This window comes from Streptomyces dryopteridis, from assembly GCF_049606955.1.
GTDB lineage: Bacteria > Actinomycetota > Actinomycetes > Streptomycetales > Streptomycetaceae > Streptomyces.
The window spans coordinates 1879314-1897968 of the sequence record NZ_CP187113.1 but is presented as its reverse complement, the minus strand read 5'-3'; the positions used below and the strand labels follow the sequence as shown (position 1 = coordinate 1897968).

Annotated in this window: 11 protein-coding genes; 10 read left to right on the top strand and 1 reads right to left on the bottom strand. The window is 71.8% G+C overall.

Annotated features, from left to right (window positions below; translation table 11 throughout):
* Positions 1–147 precede the first annotated feature (147 nt).
* Complete coding sequence (locus ACN20G_RS07745; RefSeq protein WP_424215418.1) at positions 148–2784, top strand: SpoIIE family protein phosphatase; 2637 nt, start codon at positions 148–150, stop codon at positions 2782–2784.
* A gap of 61 nt (positions 2785–2845) precedes the next feature.
* Here the strand turns inward: ACN20G_RS07745 and ACN20G_RS07740 are convergent, their stop codons facing one another.
* Positions 2846–4645, bottom strand: coding sequence for a TPM domain-containing protein (locus ACN20G_RS07740; RefSeq protein ID WP_424211988.1), 1800 nt, complete (start codon positions 4643–4645; stop codon positions 2846–2848).
* Positions 4646–4869: 224 nt separating this feature from the next.
* On the opposite strand from ACN20G_RS07740, the gene ACN20G_RS07735 reads away from it, so the two are divergent.
* The 9 genes from ACN20G_RS07735 (at position 4870) to ACN20G_RS07695 (ending at position 18652) form a co-directional block, all read left to right on the top strand.
* Positions 4870–7194: an ABC transporter family substrate-binding protein gene (locus tag ACN20G_RS07735; RefSeq protein WP_424211987.1), complete on the top strand. Its 2325-nt coding sequence runs from the start codon at positions 4870–4872 to the stop codon at positions 7192–7194.
* A gap of 438 nt (positions 7195–7632) precedes the next feature.
* Entirely contained in the window at positions 7633–9531 is a 1899-nt protein-coding gene (gene typA / locus ACN20G_RS07730; protein WP_424211986.1) for a translational GTPase TypA, read from the top strand.
* A gap of 564 nt (positions 9532–10095) precedes the next feature.
* Positions 10096–11721, top strand: a complete 1626-nt coding sequence (locus ACN20G_RS07725) for a peptide ABC transporter substrate-binding protein (protein WP_424211985.1) — start codon at positions 10096–10098, stop codon at positions 11719–11721.
* A 90-nt stretch (positions 11722–11811) separates the two neighbouring features.
* The gene (locus ACN20G_RS07720; RefSeq protein WP_424211984.1) at positions 11812–12756 is read left to right on the top strand and encodes an ABC transporter permease; all 945 of its coding nucleotides are present in this window, start codon (positions 11812–11814) and stop codon (positions 12754–12756) included.
* A complete protein-coding gene (locus tag ACN20G_RS07715) occupies positions 12749–13702 on the top strand; it encodes an ABC transporter permease (protein ID WP_424211983.1) in 954 nt (317 codons plus the stop codon). The genes ACN20G_RS07720 and ACN20G_RS07715 overlap by 8 nt, the downstream gene beginning before the upstream one ends.
* 13 nt (positions 13703–13715) lie before the next feature.
* Complete coding sequence (locus ACN20G_RS07710; protein ID WP_424211982.1) at positions 13716–14774, top strand: ABC transporter ATP-binding protein; 1059 nt, start codon at positions 13716–13718, stop codon at positions 14772–14774.
* Positions 14767–15807, top strand: a complete 1041-nt coding sequence (locus ACN20G_RS07705) for an ABC transporter ATP-binding protein (RefSeq protein ID WP_424211981.1) — start codon at positions 14767–14769, stop codon at positions 15805–15807. The genes ACN20G_RS07710 and ACN20G_RS07705 overlap by 8 nt, the downstream gene beginning before the upstream one ends.
* A 148-nt stretch (positions 15808–15955) precedes the next feature.
* Positions 15956–16894, top strand: a complete 939-nt coding sequence (locus tag ACN20G_RS07700) for a GNAT family N-acetyltransferase (RefSeq protein ID WP_424211980.1) — start codon at positions 15956–15958, stop codon at positions 16892–16894.
* A 129-nt stretch (positions 16895–17023) separates the two neighbouring features.
* On the top strand, positions 17024–18652 hold the full coding sequence (locus ACN20G_RS07695) for a peptide ABC transporter substrate-binding protein (RefSeq protein WP_424211979.1): 1629 nt from the start codon (positions 17024–17026) through the stop codon (positions 18650–18652).
* Positions 18653–18655: the final 3 nt, after the last annotated feature.

The following is an 18655-nucleotide window of genomic DNA, read 5'->3' as shown; positions in this document are numbered from 1 at the left end:
ACGGTCCGCGGGCCGGCTCGATTCGAACGGGACGAACGAGATCGTGCTGTGATCGTGAACGCTGTGCCACCCGGGCCCGGGTGCTGAATACTGCGGGCAGGGCCGGTCCGGTTGCGGTGAGCTGGAGGGGACGGTCGCGTGAGCGAGATACCTGCACAGACGGATCACACCCGCGCGCCCAAGGGGGCGTGGCACGACGGACTGTGGCACAGCAGTCCGCCCGGGTCGATCTACGACTACATCAAGGTCGCCTCCTTCTCGATCGGGCCCGACGGGCTCGTGGACCAGTGGAGTCTGCGGGCCGAGGAGTTGTTCGGGCTGCCCGCGGAGCGGGTGGTCGGGCTGGATCCGATCGACGCCTTCATGCCGCCCGAGGTGCGGGCCGGGGGCCGGCGCCGGATGGCCGAGATCCTCGACGGCAAGGAGTGGACCGGTCTGGTCCCGTTCCGGATGCCCGGTGCCGAGGGCGAGCGCGGGGTGGCCGAGATCTACGTGATGCCCACCGAGACCGGCACGGGGGAGCGGGCCGCGCTCTGCGTGGTCGTGGACGTCCGGGCGTTGCGCAAGATCGAATCCGACCTCGCCGCCTCGCAGGCGATATTCGGTCAATCTCCCTTCGGATTCCTCCTCTTTGGTACGGACCTGACGGTGCAGCGGGCCAACCGGCGGTTCGCCGGGGTCTTCGGCGGCCGCGCCGACGACCACCGCGGCCGCACCGTGCACGACTACCTGCCCGCTCACGAGGCCGACCGGATGACCGAGGCCCTGCGCCGGGTCCTGGAGACCGGCGAGTCCGTGCACGACCTGCGGATCACCGGAGCCACCCCCGGGGCGCGCGAGGACCGCCACTGGTCCATCAACCTCTACCGCGTGCACGGCGGCAGCGGCCGGCCCATCGGGGTCGCCGGCCTCGGCACCGACGTGACCCGCAGTCGCCTCGCGGCCCGCGAGGCCGCCGGGGTCCGCCGCAACCTCGCCCTCCTCAACGAGGCCGGCCACCGCATCGGGACCTCCCTCGACCTGGAGACCACCGCCCGCGAACTCCTCGACGTCACCGTCCCCGGCTTCTGCGACCTCGCCGCCGTGGACCTCTACCAAGGGCTCCTCCAAGGCGACGACGACCGCCCCGCCCGCCCCCAGGGCCCCGGCCGCCCCAGCCTGCCCGGTGGCCCCGGCGCGGCCCGACTGCCCTCGCCCGAACTGCGCCGCGTCGCCTTCCGCAGCGCCGTCTCCGACCTGCCGGCCCTCGGCTCCATCCCGCGTCCCGGCGGCGAGGACCGCCCGGCGGCCGTCGGCGAGATCCACCGCTATGCCGCCGGATCCCCCGGCGCCCTGGCCCTGCGCACGGCGCGCCCGCGCATCGTGGAGGGCGGCGAGAGCCCCCGCGACCCCGTGCAGTGCACCCTGCTGGTGCCGATGGTGGCCCACGACACCGTCGTCGGCATGGCCCGCTTCTCCCGGGTCAAGGGCAGCGAACCCTTCGGCGAACGCGACCGGGCCGTCGCCGTCGAACTCGCCGCCCGCGCCGCCGTCTGCATCGACAACGCCCGCCTGTACCGCCGCGAACACGAACGCGCCCTGCTCCTCCAGCGCAGCCTGCTCCCGCCCGGCTCCCCCGAGGCGTCCGGACTGGACATCGCCTGCCGCTACCTGCCCGGCAACGCCGCCACCGAGGTCGGCGGCGACTGGTTCGACGTCATCGAACTGCCCGGCCACCGCACCGCCCTCGTCGTCGGCGACGTGATGGGACGCGGCCTGCGCGCCGCCGCCGCCATGGGCGAACTGCGCACCGCCGTGCGCACCCTGGCCCTCCTCGACCTCGAACCCGCCGAGGTCCTCGCCGCCCTCGACGAGGTGGCCCGGGGCCTGGGCGCCCCCGGCTCCCAGGCGGCCTCCCGCTCCGCCTCCCGGCACCACGCCGGCGCCGACCTCGCCGAGGTCTACCTGGCCACCTGCGTGTACGCGGTCTACGACCCGGTGACCCGGCGCTGCGTCATCGCCAACGCGGGCCACCTGCCGCCGGTCCTCGTGGAACCCGCCGAGCCCGGCGCCGAGCCCCGGCCCGGCCTCCTGCTCGACGTGCCGCCCGGGATGCCGCTCGGCGTCGGCGGCGAACCCTTCGAGGAGGTGGAGGTCGAACTCCCCGAAGGGGCCCTGCTCGCCCTCTACACCGACGGGCTCGTCGAATCCCGCGACCACCCGTTGGAGGACGGGCTGCGCGGGCTGCGCGACGCGCTCGCCGACCCCGTGCGCCCGCTGGAGGACGTGGCCGACCATGTGCTGCGGACCCTGGAGACCCGGCACGGCGAGGACGACATCGCCCTGCTGATGGCCCGGGTGCAGGGACTGCCGCCGGACGCGGTCGGGGACTGGAGCCTGCCCCGCGAGGCCCGCTCGGTGGGCCGGGCCCGCGAACTCGCCCGCGCCACCCTGCCCGCCTGGGGCCTGGAGGGCCTGCTCGACACCACGGAACTGCTGGTCAGCGAGCTGGTCACGAACGCCCTGCGGTACGGCGAGGGCGAGATCCGGCTGCGGCTGCTGCTGGACCGGACCCTGGTGTGCGAGGTGTGGGACGCCAACCTCGTGCAACCGCGCCGGCGCCGGGCCCGCGACACCGACGAGGGCGGCCGCGGGCTGCAACTCGTCGGGATGCTGGCGGCGGGCTGGGGCACCCGGCGCACCCACCGCGGCAAGACCGTCTGGTTCGAACTGCCCCTGCCGGGCATCGCCGGCCCCGCCGCGACCGAACTCTCGGCGGAGGAACTGCTCGACATGTACGGGTAGCGCACGACGGGACGGCCCCCCCGACCACCGTCGGGCCGGCCGGGGGAGCCGTCCCGGGCCGTCAGAAGCGGCCGCCGTCGCCCAACCGGCCCCGGGTGCCGCTGCCGCCGAAGGACCCGGGCGGCCGGCCCGAGCCGCCGAGGTCCCCGGCCCCGAAACCGCCGTGCCCGCCCCGCTCGTCGCGGGAGGCGTCGAGGACGATCCCGCCGAGCACCGCCCCGCCCAGGCCGCCGGAGCCCCGGCCCCGCCCGCCCATGGTGGTGTCGAAGGGGTCGTGCCAGGCCCGCAGGTCCCGCTCCGCCTCGGCCCCCGCCTCCCGGGCCAGAGCGTCGGCCCGCCACGCCTCGCCCAGGGCCCCCGTCGGATCGCCGGCGGCGGCCGCCTCGGCCCGGGCCAGGTGCCGGCGGGCCTCCGCGAGCAGGGTCCGGGCCCTCGGACCCACCGCCCCGCGCGTGGTCGTGACGGAGACCTCGGCCGCGTCGATCGCGCCGCGCGCCGTCGCCAGCGCCTGCGCCGGCCGTCGCGCCTCCCGCCGGTCGCCGCCCTCCCGCTCCCCGGCCCCGGCCCCGGCCAGGACGGCGTCCAGGGCCGCGTCCGCCTCCGCCACCCGGCGCAGCGAGTCGATCGGATCGTGCCGACCGGCCGTCAGGCCCTCCCGCACCCGCGCCAGGATCGCCTCGGCCCGCCCGACCGGATCGCGCGGATCGGCCCCGGGCGGCGCGCCGGCGGACAGGCCGCGCGCTTCGGCGAGGTCGGCCTCGGTCCCGATCAGCGCCCCGTCGAGCAGCCCGGCCGCCGCCGCGATCTCCCGGGCCCGCCGCTCCACCGCGTCCACCAGGTCGGCGGCCTGGTCCACGGCCCCCTCGGCGGCCCGGATCCGGACCGCCGCCCGGGCCCGTTCCAACGCCGCCACGGACCGCTCCGCCTCCGCGAGTTCGGTCTCCGCGAAGGCCGCGCGCTCCTCGGCGCGCGCCGGGAAGGCGGCCACCGGATCGGAGGCGGAGTCCGCGTACCGCTCCCGCAGGGCCGTCACGGTGGCCTGCGCGGTCATCACCCGCCCCGCCAGGCCCGCGTACCGGGTCCGCACCTCGGCCAAGGCCGCCGGCGCGTTCTTCTCCAGGGCCCGCAAGCGGTCGAAGTCCCCGGCCTCGGCGTCCAGTCGACGGTTCGCCTCCGCGCAGCGGGCCACGATCTCGTCCAGCATCCGGCGCCGCGTCGCCTCGTCCCGCGGGTGGGCGTCGTCGAGCTGCCGGCGCAGCCGGAACGCGTGGTCCAGCTCGCCCCGCGCGTGCTCCAGCGCCTCCGTGAACGGGCGGGCCCGCTCCTCGCCGAACGCGGCCACGAGGACACCGAGTTCCTCCGCGCTGGTGCGCACGGCGTCGTCGGTGCCGACCAGCAGGGCGCCGGCCCGCGCGTCGAGTTCGGGCAGGGCGGGGCGGTTCGTGGTCCACGCCTCGCCGTGCCCGGTGGTGCCCTGTGCGCGCGGCGTGCCGTCCGGTCCCCGGCGGCGTCGGTTCAGCGCGTACAGGGTGAGCGCGCCCGCCGCGCCGACCGCGATCACCGGCAGCACGAAGTCCCCGGCCCCCCGCGTGTCCTCCCCGGCGGCCGCCGTCGGCGCCGCGGGGCCCGGTCCGGGCGCGGCCCACGCCGTCGCCGGCAGCAGCAGCCCGGCCGCCAGGGCCGTCGCGGCGGCCGCCCGCGCCGGCAGGGCCACCGCCCGGGCCCGGCGCACGGCGGCCCGGGCGGGCGGGGGGTCCGGGGGCGGCGCGGCGGTCCCGGGGCGTCCGGCGGCCCCCGGGGGCCGGTCGGGGTGCGGGCCGGGCGGGAGGTCGCGGACACGAGCGGAGAGGCGCGGGGTCACATTTCGGACGATATGAGCCCTTTCCTCCTCTCGCACCCGGACGCGAGGCCCATCCGGGACCCGGGCACTGGTCTACACGGGTGGGCTTGGCGGCGTGGCGGCGTCGGGGTGCGCGAGGGGGCGCGCGCCGTCCTTTTCAGTGAGCACGTGACCGGCCTGCGGTGTGATGAACGCACCGCAGCCGGGCGCACGTGACCCCTGTCTGTCGCCTCGGAGGTACCCCCATGTCCCAGCGTCGGCGCACCCGCCGCTCCTTGGCCCTCCTCACCTCGGGCGTGCTCGCGCTGCCGCTGCTGTCCGGCTGCGCGGCCGACGACGAGGGCGGCCCGGCGGCCGCCGGCCCGGACATCGCCGCCACCACCCGGGACCGGGTGGCGGACGGCGGGACCCTGAAGTGGGCCGTGGACGATCTGCCCGGCACCTTCAACGCCTTCCAGGCCGATGCCGACGCCACCACCACCCGTGTCGCCGGCGCCGTGCTGCCGCACCTGTTCACCCTCGACGACAGGGGCCGCCCGGTCGCCAACCCCGACTACCTGGAGAAGGCCGAGATCGTCGAGCGCGAACCCAAGCAGGTCGTGCTCTACAAGCTGCACCAGCAGGCCGTCTGGAGCGACGGGCGCGAGATCGGCGCCTCCGACTTCCTCGCCCAGTGGCGCGCGCTCAGCGGCAAGGACTCCGCGTTCTGGACCGCCCGCAACGCCGGCTACGACCGGATCGAGAAGATCGAGAAGGGCAAGACCGACCTGGAGGTCAAGGTCACCTTCGCCCGCCCCTACGCCGACTGGCAGTCCCTGTTCAGCCCCCTCTACCCGCGCCAGGTCACGGCCGACCCGGCCGCGTTCAACGAGGGGGCCCGAACCGGCCTCAAGGCCACCGCCGGCCCCTTCGGCCTCGGCCCGGTGGACAAGAAGAACGGCACGATCACCCTGGTCCGCAACCCCCGCTGGTGGGGGGCCACGGCCAAGCTCGAACGCCTCGTGCTGACCGCCGTGCCGCGCGCCGAACGCCCCGCCGCCCTCGCCTCCGGGAAGGTGGACCTCGCCGAGATCGACCGCGCCGGCACCGCCCGGATCGCCCTGGCCCACCGGGACGCCGAACAGGGCCCCGCCGCCGGCCCGCCCGCCCACGGCCCCGCCGCCGAGTTCACCGCGGCCGCCGCGATCGCCTCCTGGGCCCGCGCCTTCGGCGAGGACGAGGAGGCCGCCGAGGAGGAGCGCGCGATCCGCGCCCAGCGGACCACGGCGATCCGCGCCTACGCCGACCAGCAGAAGGCGCTGAACCGTTTCACCGTCCGCAAGTCCCTGGAACCGGCCTGGACCCAGCTCGCCCTCAACGGCGCCTCCGGCCCCCTCGCCGACGAACGGGTCCGCCGCGCCCTGGCCCGCTCCCTGAACCGCCAGGACCTCGCCGACCTCGTGCTGCGCCCGCTCGGCCTGCCCGCCAAGCCGCTCGGCAACCACCTCGCGCTCGCCGGGCAGAACGCCTACGTCGACAACAGCGAGACCCTCGGCGGCACCGACCTCCAGGCCGCCCAGGCCCTCCTCACCGACGCGGGCTGGCGGCGCGGCGGCCGGCTGACCGAGCCGCTCAAGGGCCGGGCCGAGGCCGAGGCGGGCGCCCCCGCCGCCGGCGCCCCGCAGGACGACGGCCGCAGCCCCGCCGCCGGCCGGCCCCGCTCCGGGGACGGCACCGGCAACGACGGGCTGTACATCGTCGGCGACGACAACGCCAACGGCGACGACGGCAAGGCCCCCGCCGGCACCCGCGAGCTGCCCGAGGGCGCCGTCCCGCGCACCCCGGCCGACCCCGCCGACGCCCGCGCGCACTCCCTGATCGCCCAGATCGAGGCGGCGGCCCGCGCCGGCGGGGAGGACGACGCCAAGGCGGGCGAGGAGGAGGCCGGGGAGAGCGACGCCAAGGCCAGCCCGGCCCCCGCCCCCGCCGGCCGCAAGCCCGCGGTGCAGACCTCCGGCGCCCTGCTCGCCAAGGACGGCAAGGCGCTGACCCTGCGCTTCGTGCTCCCCTCGGGCCCCGGCTCGGAATCGCTGCGCGCGGTCGGCGAGCGGATCTCCAAGGCCCTGCTGGAGGTGGGCGTGCACACCGAGATGATCAAGGTCTCCGACGCCTCGTTCTTCAAGGACCACATCGCCTCCGGCCAGTACGACCTGGCCCTGTACGCCTGGCCCGCCACGGCCTGGCCCGCCACCGACGCCCGGCCGATCTTCGCCAAGCCCGAGCCCGGCCCCGAGGGCTCCCTCGTGGTGGAGCAGAACTACACCCGGGTCGGCACCGACCAGATCGACCAGCTCTTCGACGAGGCCCTCGGCGAGCTCGACCCCGAGCGCGGCCGGGAGCTGATGCGCAAGGCGGACGCCCGGATCTGGGCGGCGGCCGGCTCCGTGCCCCTGTTCCAGCGGCCCGAGCTGGTGGCGGCCCGCTCCGGGGTCGTCAACGCGGGCGCCTTCGGCCTGGGCACCCCCCGCTACCAGGACATCGGCTGGAAGAAGGCCGGGGCGGCGGGGGCGAAGGGGGAGAAGAACCGGTGAATTCCTCCGCCCGCCCCGGCGAACGGCTCGGGGCGGGCGGGCGACCGCCGATGTGACGACAAGCTCAGAATCGGCTCAAGTCCCTTGCCCGCCGGGTGTCCCGGCGGGCAAGGTCGTAGCACCCACAGAAAGCGAAAGCCCCGCGCGACCCTTGACCCGAGGCCGTCCCCGAGACGACCGAAACCCCTGGTCCGGACCCTTTCGACCCCGGACCCCGCGCGGGTGCCCCACCAGGCGCCCACCGTCGTGCGCCGCCCCCCGTCGGTGATCCGCGACCTGCCGGAACACGGTCCGTACGCCCTCTTGACAGCCCCCGGGCGGCCGGTTCCCGTCATGCCGCGTACGATGGGGTAAGGCCGTGGCAGGTTTTCCGCCCGGTCGAGCGCGCGTGCCGGACCGTACGCGATGCCATCCACGATCTGGGAGAAGCGCCGAAGTATGCCCACGCGCCACGATATTCGTAACGTCGCCATCGTCGCCCACGTCGACCACGGCAAGACGACCATCGTCGACGCCATGCTCAAGCAGGCCGGTGCCTTCGCCGCCCACCAGCATCTCGACGACCGCATGATGGACTCGAACGACCTGGAGCGTGAGAAGGGCATCACGATCCTCGCCAAGAACACGGCGGTGAAGTACCACCCCAAGGACGGCGGGGCGCCCATCACGATCAACATCATCGACACCCCCGGCCACGCCGACTTCGGTGGCGAGGTCGAGCGCGGTCTGTCGATGGTGGACGCGGTCGTCCTGCTGGTGGACGCGTCCGAGGGTCCGCTGCCGCAGACCCGCTTCGTGCTCCGCAAGGCCCTGCAGGCCCGGATGCCCGTCATCCTCTGCATCAACAAGACCGACCGTCCGGACTCCCGGATCGACGAGGTCGTCAACGAGACCTACGACCTCTTCCTGGACCTCGACGCGGACGAGGACCAGATCGAGTTCCCGATCGTCTACGCCTGCGGCCGTGACGGCATCGCCTCGCTGACCAAGCCGGAGGACGGCACCGTCCCCGCCGACAGCGAGAACCTGGAGCCGTTCTTCTCCACCATCCTGGCCCACGTGCCGGCCCCGACGTACGAGGAGGAGGCGCCGCTCCAGGCGCACGTCACCAACCTCGACGCCGACAACTTCCTCGGCCGCATCGCGCTGCTCCGCGTCGAGCAGGGCGAGCTGCGCAAGGGCCAGACGGTCGCGTGGATCAAGCGCGACGGCTCGATCGCCAACGTCCGCATCACCGAGCTGATGATGACCGAGGCGCTCACCCGCAAGCCGGCCGAGGTCGCGGGCCCCGGTGACATCTGCGCCGTCGCCGGCATCCCCGAGATCATGATCGGCGAGACCCTGGCCGACCCCGAGAACCCGATCGCGCTGCCGCTGATCACGGTGGACGAGCCGGCCATCTCCATGGTCATCGGCACCAACACCTCCCCGATGGTCGGCCGCGGCGCCACCGGCAAGGGCGCCGACGCCAAGGCCGTCGTGAAGGACCGCAAGGTCACCGCGCGCCAGGTCAAGGACCGCCTCGACCGCGAGCTCATCGGCAACGTCTCGCTCCGCGTGCTCGACACCGAGCGCCCCGACGCCTGGGAGGTGCAGGGCCGCGGTGAGCTGGCGCTGGCCATCCTGGTCGAGCAGATGCGCCGCGAGGGCTTCGAGCTGACCATCGGCAAGCCGCAGGTCGTCACCCGCGAGGTCGACGGCAAGACCCACGAGCCCGTCGAGCGCATGACCATCGACGTGCCCGAGGAGCACATGGGCGCCGTCACCCAGCTCATGGGCGTCCGCAAGGGCCGCATGGACAACATGTCCAACCACGGCTCCGGCTGGGTCCGCATGGAGTTCGTCGTGCCCTCGCGCGGCCTGATCGGGTTCCGCACCGAGTTCCTGACCCAGACCCGCGGCACCGGCATCGCGCACTCGATCCACGAGGGCCACGAGCCGTGGTTCGGCCAGCTCCAGACCCGCAACAACGGCTCCCTGGTCGCCGACCGCTCCGGCGCCGTCACCGCGTTCGCGATGACGAACCTCCAGGAGCGCGGCGTGCTGTTCACCGACCCCGGCACCGAGGTGTACGAGGGCATGATCGTCGGCGAGAACTCGCGCGCCGACGACATGGACGTGAACATCACCAAGGAGAAGAAGCTCACCAACATGCGCTCCTCCTCCGCCGACTCCTTCGAGGCGATCGTCCCGCCGCGCAAGCTGTCGCTGGAGCAGTCCCTGGAGTTCTGCCGCGACGACGAGTGCGTCGAGGTCACCCCGGAGGCCGTGCGCATCCGCAAGGTCGTCCTGGACCAGAAGGACCGCGCCCGCACCGCCTCGCGCTCCAAGCGCTGACGCGGGGCCGGACCGCGCGTCCGGCCGCCCGTCGCCCCGAACGGCGTCGACACCTCGTGTGTCGGCGCCGTTCGGCGTTTCCGGGCGTTTCGCGGCCTCCTGCGGGGGGATTCGAGGGAAGTGACGCGGCCGGCGAGGGGGGCGTGCGACGATCGCTTCCGCAAGAACTCGACACCGTACTCGCGGGTCACACGGGGTGGGGCCGGTTCACTTTTGTCAAGTGGATTTGGTCGTTCGGTTGACCCCCAAACGTCCGGAATCCGATCGTCACACTCCGAAAGGTGTGCTGACAGTCCGTTTCGCGGGTGTCTGTCTCTGTTCCCTTTGTCCGGATTTCGGTTTTCCGGCCGAGATTGATGTTGTGAAAACGAGACCACCCAAGTGTGGTTTACGGCTTGAACGTCCCTGAGGATTGCTCCATTAGCTCGGGTCAATGGGTCACGCGCTGTGGGGAGCGCCGACTCACGAGCACACACGAACGGACCGGTCCACCGCTGTCAGGGGTGTCAGCGAACGGCCGGGACATTCACGTATCGACAGTGACTCTTGAGGAGGCAAAAACCCATGCGCGGAGCAACGAGCGCCAAGTGGGTCGCCGGTGCCGTCGTCGTGGCCCTGGCCGCGACCGCTTGCAGCACCAGCAAGGACAACAAGGAGAAGCCGGCCGGCGGTGGCAGCATCACCGTCCAGCTCGGCGAGCCCCAGCACGGCCTGGTGGGCCAGAACACGGCCGAGTCCGAGGGTGCCGAGGTTCTCAACGCCCTCTTCACCGGTCTGGTCGACTACGACAACAAGACCAACGAGCCCAAGCTCGCGGTCGCCGAGTCCATCGAGTCGCCCGACTCGAAGGTCTGGACGATCAAGCTCAAGGACGGCTACACCTTCCACAACGGCGAGAAGGTCGACGCGCAGTCGTTCGTCCGCGCCTGGAACTGGGGCGCCAACCAGGACAACGCCGCCGAGGCGATGCCCTTCTTCAGCAAGATCGACGGCTCCGACGAGCTGGCCCCGGGCAAGGACAAGAAGCCCACCGCCAAGGAGCTCAAGGGCCTGAAGGTCGTCGACGAGAAGACCTTCACCGTCACCCTGAAGGCGCCGTTCTCCCAGTTCAAGACCATGCTGGGCTACAACGCCTTCTACCCGCTCCCCAAGGCCTTCGAGGCCGACCCGAAGGCGTTCGGCGAGAAGCCGATCGGCAACGGCCCCTTCCAGATGGACGGCGCCTGGGAGCACAACAAGCAGATCAAGGTCAAGCGCTACGACAACTACCCGGCCGAGGGCCGCGCGAAGCTGGCGGGCGTCACCTTCAAGATCTACGACTCGCTCGACACCGCGTACAACGACCTGCGCACCGACGCCATCCAGATCACGGACAAGCTCCCGGTCTCCGCGATGGCCACCGTGTCGGCGGAGTTCGGCGACCGCTACATCTACAAGCCCGAGTCGGCCGTCGGCTACATCGGCTTCCCGATCGCCACCAACCCCGAGGCATTCGGCAAGCCGGAGATCCGCAAGGCGATCTCCATGGCCATCGACCGGGACGCCATCACGAAGACCATCTTCAACGGCACCCGCAAGCCGGCCGACGACTTCATCAGCCCGATCGTCCCCGGCTACCGCAAGGGCGCGCTCGGCGAGTCCGGCACGTACAACCCGGGCAAGGCCAAGGAGCTGTGGACCCAGGCCGGCGGCGTGCCGGACAACAAGATCGAGCTCGGCTACAACGCCGACGGCGGCCACAAGGAGTGGATCGAGGCCGTCGCGAACCAGCTGAAGACGAACCTCGGCGTCGACGTCACCGCCAAGCCGTTCGCCAAGTTCGGCGACCTGCTGACCGACCTCGGCGACAAGAAGTACAAGGGCGGCTTCCGCATGGCGTGGTCCATGGACTACCCGGCGGCCGAGAACTACCTGCGCCCGCTCTTCTCCAAGGTCGCGATCGAGAACGGCTCCAACTACGGCGGCTACGTCAACGAGGAGTTCGAGAAGACCATGAAGGAGGCCGACGAGGCCGCCGACCCGAAGAAGGGTCTGGAGCTGTACCAGAAGGCCGATGACATCATCATCAAGGACCTTCCGTACATCCCGGTCTTCACCTACATGTCCTCCTCGGCCTACTCGAAGTCGGTGAAGAACGTCGAGGTCGACGCCCAGGGCCGCATGGACCTGGCCAACGTCGAACTCAACTAGTCCTTCTTCACCAAGGGGCACCAGGGGGCGGGCAGGCGGAATCAGGTTTCCGCCTGCCCGCCCTGTCCCCTGTTCATCGCTGGAGGTCTGATGGGCCGCTACCTCATCCGCCGACTCATACAGGCGATCCCTGTTCTGATCGGTGCCACGTTCCTCATCTACTGGCTGTCGTTCAAACTGCCCGGTGACCCGATCCAGGCACTGGCCGGCGAACGACGGGCCGACCCGCTCGTCGCGGAGATGCTCCGTGCCAAGTACCACCTGGACGAGTCCTTCCTCGCCCAGTACTGGCACTACATGACCAACCTGTTCCAGGGCGACTTCGGTGAGACCCTCACCGGCCGCTCGGTCTGGGACATGATCACCGACGCGTTCCCCTACACGGTGAACCTCGCCCTGGTGGCCTTCGTCATCGAGGCGTCCGTCGGCATCCTGGCGGGCATCATGGCCGCCCTGCGCCGCGGCAAGTTCATCGACCAGCTCGTGCTGATCTCGACGCTGATGGTCATCTCGATCCCGGTCTTCGTCACCGGCTTCGTGCTCCAGCTCGTGCTCGGCGTGCAGCTCAACAACAGCTTCGGCATCGACTTCTTCCCGGTCTCCTTCAAGGAGGAACTGGGCCTGCGGTCCTACCTGCTGCCGGCCTTCGTCCTCGCCTCCGCCTCCCTGGCCTACGTCGCACGCCTGACCCGCACGAGCCTCATGGAGACGATGCGGGCCGACTACGTCCGCACCGCCGTGGCCAAGGGCCTGCCCCGCCGCCGCGTCGTCACGCGCCACGCGCTGCGCAACGCGCTGATCCCGATCGTCACCTTCCTCGGCGCCGACCTCGGCTCCCTCATGGGCGGCGCGGTCATCACGGAGAAGATCTTCAACATCCAGGGCATCGGCGGCCAGCTCGCCGAGTCGGTGTACCGGAAGGAGGGGACGGTGATCGTCGGCATCGTGACGCTGCTGATCCTCGTCTACCTGCTCGCCAACCTGATCGTTGACCTGCTCTACGCCGTGCTCGACCCGAGGATCCGCTATGCGTGACACGAATACGGTGGGGGACGAGTTGACCAAGACCCAGACCACCGAGCCCGCCCCGGCGGGCGACGGCGCGGCCGCGAAGCCGAAGAAGGAGCGGGCCGCCTCCCTGTGGTCCGACGCCCTCCAGGACCTGCGCCGCAACCCCGTCTTCCTGATCGGCGCCTTCCTGGTGCTGGTCATGCTGGTGCTCTCGGCCGTGCCGCAGCTGTTCACCAGCGGCAGCCCGTTCACCCCGGGCGCCTGCAACCTGGCGGACTCCCTGAAGAAGCCGAGCGCCGACCACTGGTTCGGGTACGACATCCAGGGCTGCGACGTCTACATCCGCACCATCTGGGCCACCCGCAACTCGGTCATCGTCGGTGTCGTCACCACGGTGCTCGTCCTGGTCGTCGGCGGCCTCCTCGGCCTGCTCGCCGGCTGGGCCGGCGGCTTCGTCGACAGCGCCCTGTCCCGCTTCACCGAGATCTTCTTCGCCATCCCGCTGATGCTCGGCGGCATGCTGATCATGTCCGGCCTCGGCAAGGGCAACGCCTGGACCGTGTCCGTGGTGCTCGCCACTCTCGGCTGGCCGCAGATCTTCCGCATCATGCGGTCCTCGGTGCTGCAGAACAAGAACAACGACTACGTCGTCGCCGCCCGCGCCCTCGGCGCCGGCACCCTGCGCATCACCATGCGGCACATCCTCCCGAACGCCGTCGCCCCCGTCATCGTGGTCGGCGCGATCAGCCTGGGCGTGTACATCTCGGCCGAGGCCGCGCTGTCCTACCTCGGCGTGGGCGTCCAGCCGCCGGAGATCTCGTGGGGTCTGATGATCAGCGACGCCTCGGTGCGCTTCCTCCAGGCCCCCCACGTGCTGCTGTTCCCGGCCGCCGCGCTGAGCATCACGGTGCTCGCGTTCATCATGGTCGGCGACGCGGTCCGCGACGCCCTCGACCCGAAGCTGCGCTGAGGAAGGGCGTACGTTGACCATCATCGACAAGACCTCGAACGTCCCGGCCCCGCGCTCGGGCGACTCCCCGGAGACGCCCCTGCTCGAAGTCCGCGACCTGCACGTGGAGTTCCACACCCGCGACGGCGTGGCCAAGGCCGTCAACGGCGTCTCCTACTCGGTGAACGCCGGCGAGACCCTGGCCGTGCTCGGCGAGTCCGGCTCCGGCAAGTCCGTCACCGCGCAGGCCATCATGGGCATCCTCGACATGCCCCCCGGCCGCATCCCCAAGGGCGAGATCCTCTTCCAGGGCACCGACCTGCTGAAGCTGCCCGCCGAGGAGTACCGCAAGGTGCGCGGCCAGAAGATCGCCATGATCTTCCAGGACGCCCTGTCCTCCCTCAACCCGGTGCACACCGTCGGCGCCCAGCTCGGCGAGATGTTCCGGGTCCACCGCGGCATGTCCAAGAAGGACTCGACGGCCAAGGCCATCGAGCTCATGGACCGCGTGAAGATCCCCGCCGCCAAGGCCCGGGTCGGGGACTACCCGCACCAGTTCTCCGGCGGCATGCGCCAGCGCATCATGATCGCCATGGCGATGGCCCTGGAACCGGACCTGATCATCGCGGACGAGCCGACCACCGCGCTCGACGTGACCGTCCAGGCCCAGGTCATGGACCTGCTCGCGGACCTCCAGCGCGAGATGAACATGGGCCTGATCCTGATCACCCACGACCTCGGCGTCGTCGCCGACGTCGCGGACAAGATCGCCGTCATGTACGGCGGTCGGATCGTGGAGGACGCGCCGGTCCACGAGATCTACGCGCGCCCCGCCCACCCCTACACCCGCGGCCTGCTCGACTCGATCCCGCGCCTGGACCAGAAGGGCCAGGAGCTCTACGCGATCAAGGGCCTGCCGCCCAACCTGCTCAACATCCCGCCGGGCTGCGCCTTCAACCCGCGCTGCCCCAAGGCCCAGGACATCTGCCGCACGGAGGTCCCCGCGCTGCACCAGGTGACCGAGCAGGACGGCACGGAGCTGCCGGGCCGCGGCAGCGCGTGCCACTTCTGGAAGGAGACGCTCCATGGCTGAGTCCACCACCCGCGAGCCCATCCTCGAGGTCCGCAACCTGGTCAAGCACTTCCCGCTGACCCAGGGCATCCTGTTCAAGAAGCAGGTCGGCGCCGTCAAGGCCGTCGACGGGATCTCCTTCGAGCTCTACAAGGGCGAGACCCTCGGCATCGTCGGCGAGTCCGGCTGTGGCAAGTCCACCGTCGCCAAGCTGCTGATGAACCTGGAGCGGGCCACCGCCGGCGAGATCTTCTACAAGGGCCAGGACATCACCAAGCTGTCCGGCAACGCCCTCAAGGCGGTCCGCCGCAACATCCAGATGGTCTTCCAGGACCCGTACACCTCGCTGAACCCGCGCATGACGGTCGGCGACATCATCGGCGAGCCCTACGAGATCCACCCCGAGGTGGCCCCCAAGGGCGACCGGCGCCGCAAGGTGCAGGAACTCCTCGAGGTCGTCGGCCTCAACCCGGAGTACATCAACCGCTACCCGCACCAGTTCTCCGGCGGCCAGCGCCAGCGCATCGGCATCGCCCGCGGCCTCGCGCTCCAGCCCGAGATCATCATCTGCGACGAGCCGGTCTCCGCGCTCGACGTGTCGGTGCAGGCGCAGGTCATCAACCTGATGGAGAAGCTCCAGGACGAGTTCGAACTGAGCTACGTCTTCATCGCGCACGACCTCTCCATCGTCCGGCACATCTCCGACCGCGTCGGCGTCATGTACCTGGGCAAGATGGCCGAGATCGGCACGGACACCGAGATCTACGACCACCCGACGCACCCCTACACCCAGGCGCTGCTGTCGGCCGTCCCGGTCCCGGACCCGCTGGCCCGCGAGAACCGCGACCGCATCATCCTCACCGGCGACGTGCCCTCGCCCGCCAACCCGCCCTCCGGCTGCCGCTTCCGCACCCGCTGCTGGAAGGCCGAGGAGAAGTGCGCCACGGAGGAGCCGCTGCTCGCGATCCCCACCCGGTTCGCCGGCACCACCGGCAAGGCCGCCCACGAATCGGCCTGCCACTTCGCCGAGGAGAAGTCCGTCCTCGCCGTCTGAGCCCGGACCCCGACGCCGCCCGCCCCCGGAGCACCCGCTCCCGGGGGCGGGCGGCGCCGCGTCCGGCGCCCCCGCACACCCCCGCGCACCCGGACCCGATCCCCGTACCCCGTTGCGCCCCACCCCGGCCGGCCCCGAGAGTGGGCCGATGCTGACCGTACGCCCGGCCGGGCCCGGCGACGCCCGGGACATCTGCGCCCTCCTCAACCGCGTCGACCTCCTGGAGACCGGCCGGCCCGCCACCGACCCCGCGACCGTCACCGCCGACCTCAACCACCCCGGCACCGACCTCGCCCTCGACTCCTGGCTCGCCCTCGACTCCGGACGCCCCGTCGGCTGGGCCCTGCTGCGCCCCGACGGCGCCCCCGACCGACTCGACGCCGACCACTACGTCCTGCCCGGCCGCCCCGAACTCGGCCTGCGCCTGCTCACCGCCCTCGAACACCGCGCCCGCACCCGCGCCCGCGCCCTGCCCGGCGCCCGGGTCCGGCTGCGCCAGGGCGCCCGCACCACCTTCGACCCCGGCCACCTCGCGCTGCGCGGCTGGCGCCCCGTCCGCCGGCACCAGGCCATGGTCCGCGCCCTCGACCCCGCCCGCGACCTGCCCCCCGCACCCGCCCCGCCCGGCCCCGCCGACGCCCCGCGACTGCGGCACTGCGCCGGCGACCCCGAGGACCCGCGCCGCGCCCACGCCCTGGTGGAGGAGACCTTCGCCGACCACTTCGGGCACCGCCCCCGCTCCTTCGAGCGCTGGCTCGACGCCCACGACGCCCACGACCTCGACTGGTCCCTGGTCTGGCTGGTCGCCCGGCCCGGCGGCCCCGACCTCGGGGTGCTCGTGGCCCGCGACGACCGCGCCGCCATGGGCTGGATCGACAACCTCGGGGTGCGGGCCGGGGAACGCGGCCGGGGCCTGGGCACGCTGCTGCTGCGGCACGCCTTCGCCGCGCTCGCCGCGCGCGGCCGGGGCAGCGTCGGGCTCGACGTGGACACCGAGAACAGCACCGGGGCCGTCGGCCTCTACGAACGGGTCGGGATGCGCGTCCACCACGCGGTGGACACCTGGGAGCTGCCGTTGACGCCGTGACCCCCGGCGCGCCCCCCGAACGGGTGACATGCCCCGTTCGGCCGTCTCCGAGGTGCATGGACCGGGACAGCGGGTGACATTGAGTCTCCAGTGACCGGTGGAGTCCAGGTACCAATCAGGAGGCACTCGATGCGCGGAGCCACGCACGGCAAATGGATCGCCTGCGCGGTCGCCGTCGCCCTGACGGCCACGGCCTGCGGCGGCGGCTCGGACGGCGGTTCCGGCGACGGCTCCGGGATCATCTCCTCCTCCTGGGGCGACCCGCAGAACCCGGTCGAGCCCGCGAACACCAACGAGGTGCAGGGCGGCAAGGTCCTCGACATGATCTTCCGGGGCCTGAAGCGGTACGACGCGAAGACCGGCGCGGCCCAGGACATGGTGGCCGAGAAGATCGAGAGCACCGACCAGCAGAACTTCACCGTCACCCTCAAGGAGGGCTGGAAGTTCTCCAACGACGAGCCGGTCACCGCCCAGTCCTTCGTGGACGCGTGGAACTACGGCGCCGACGTGCGCAACAAGCAGAACAACTCGCCGTTCTTCTCCGACATCGTCGGCTACGAGGACGTGCACCCGGCCTCCGGCGAACCCAAGTCCAAGACCATGTCCGGGCTCGTGGTCAAGGACGCCCGGACCTTCACCGTCGCCCTCAAGGAGAAGTTCTCCACCTGGCCCGACACCCTCGGCTACCAGGCGTACTCCCCGCTGCCCAAGGTCTTCTTCACCGACCACGCGGCCTGGCTGGACAAGCCCGTCGGCAACGGCCCCTACACGGTCGAGTCCTACACCAAGGGCACCGCGATGCAGCTGCGCCGCTGGGACGGCTACACCGGCCCCGACAAGGCCCTCAACGGCGGCGTGGACCTGAAGGTCTACACCGACAACAACACCGCCTACACGGACCTGATGTCGGGCAACCTCGACCTCGTCGACGACGTGCCCGCCCAGCAGCTCAAGAACGTCAAGAACGACCTCGGCGACCGGTACATCAACCAGCCCGCCCTCATCCTCCAGACCCTGGTGTTCCCGCTCTACGACGCGAACTGGAACAAGCCGGGCATGGAGAAGGTCCGTCAGGGCATCTCCCGCGCGATCAACCGCGAGGAGATCACCAAGAAGATCTACCAGGACACCCGCACCCCCGCGAAGGACTGGACCTCGGCGGCCCTCGGCGACAAGGGCGGCTACAAGGACATGTGCGGCGAGGCGTGCGTGTACGACCCGGCCGCGGCGAAGAAGCTCATCGAGGAGGGCGGCGGCCTGCCCGGCGGCAAGCTCACGCTCACCTCCAACGTGGACACCGGCTCCCACCGCACCTGGCTCGACGCCGTCTGCAACAGCGTCAACAACGCCCTCGGCAAGGGCCCGGTCTGCACCGTCAACCCGATCGGCACCTTCGCCGACTTCAAGAACCAGCTCTCCGGCTACAAGCTGACCGGCCCCTTCCGGTCCGGCTGGCAGGCCGACTACCCGCTGATCCAGAACTTCCTGGAGCCCCTGTACTACACCGGCGCCTCCTCGAACTACGGCAAGTTCAGCAACCCCGAGTTCGACAAGCTCGTCGACGAGGCCAACCGCGAGAGCGACACCGCCAAGGCCGTCGCCAAGTTCCAGGACGCCGAGAAGGTCCTCGCCACCCAGATGCCCGCCCTCCCGCTCTGGTACCAGAACGGCAGCGCCGGCTTCTCCGAGCGCCTCTCCGACGTGGCCCTGAACCAGTTCAGCGTGCCCGTCTACGACCGCATCAAGGTCGCCGGCTGACCG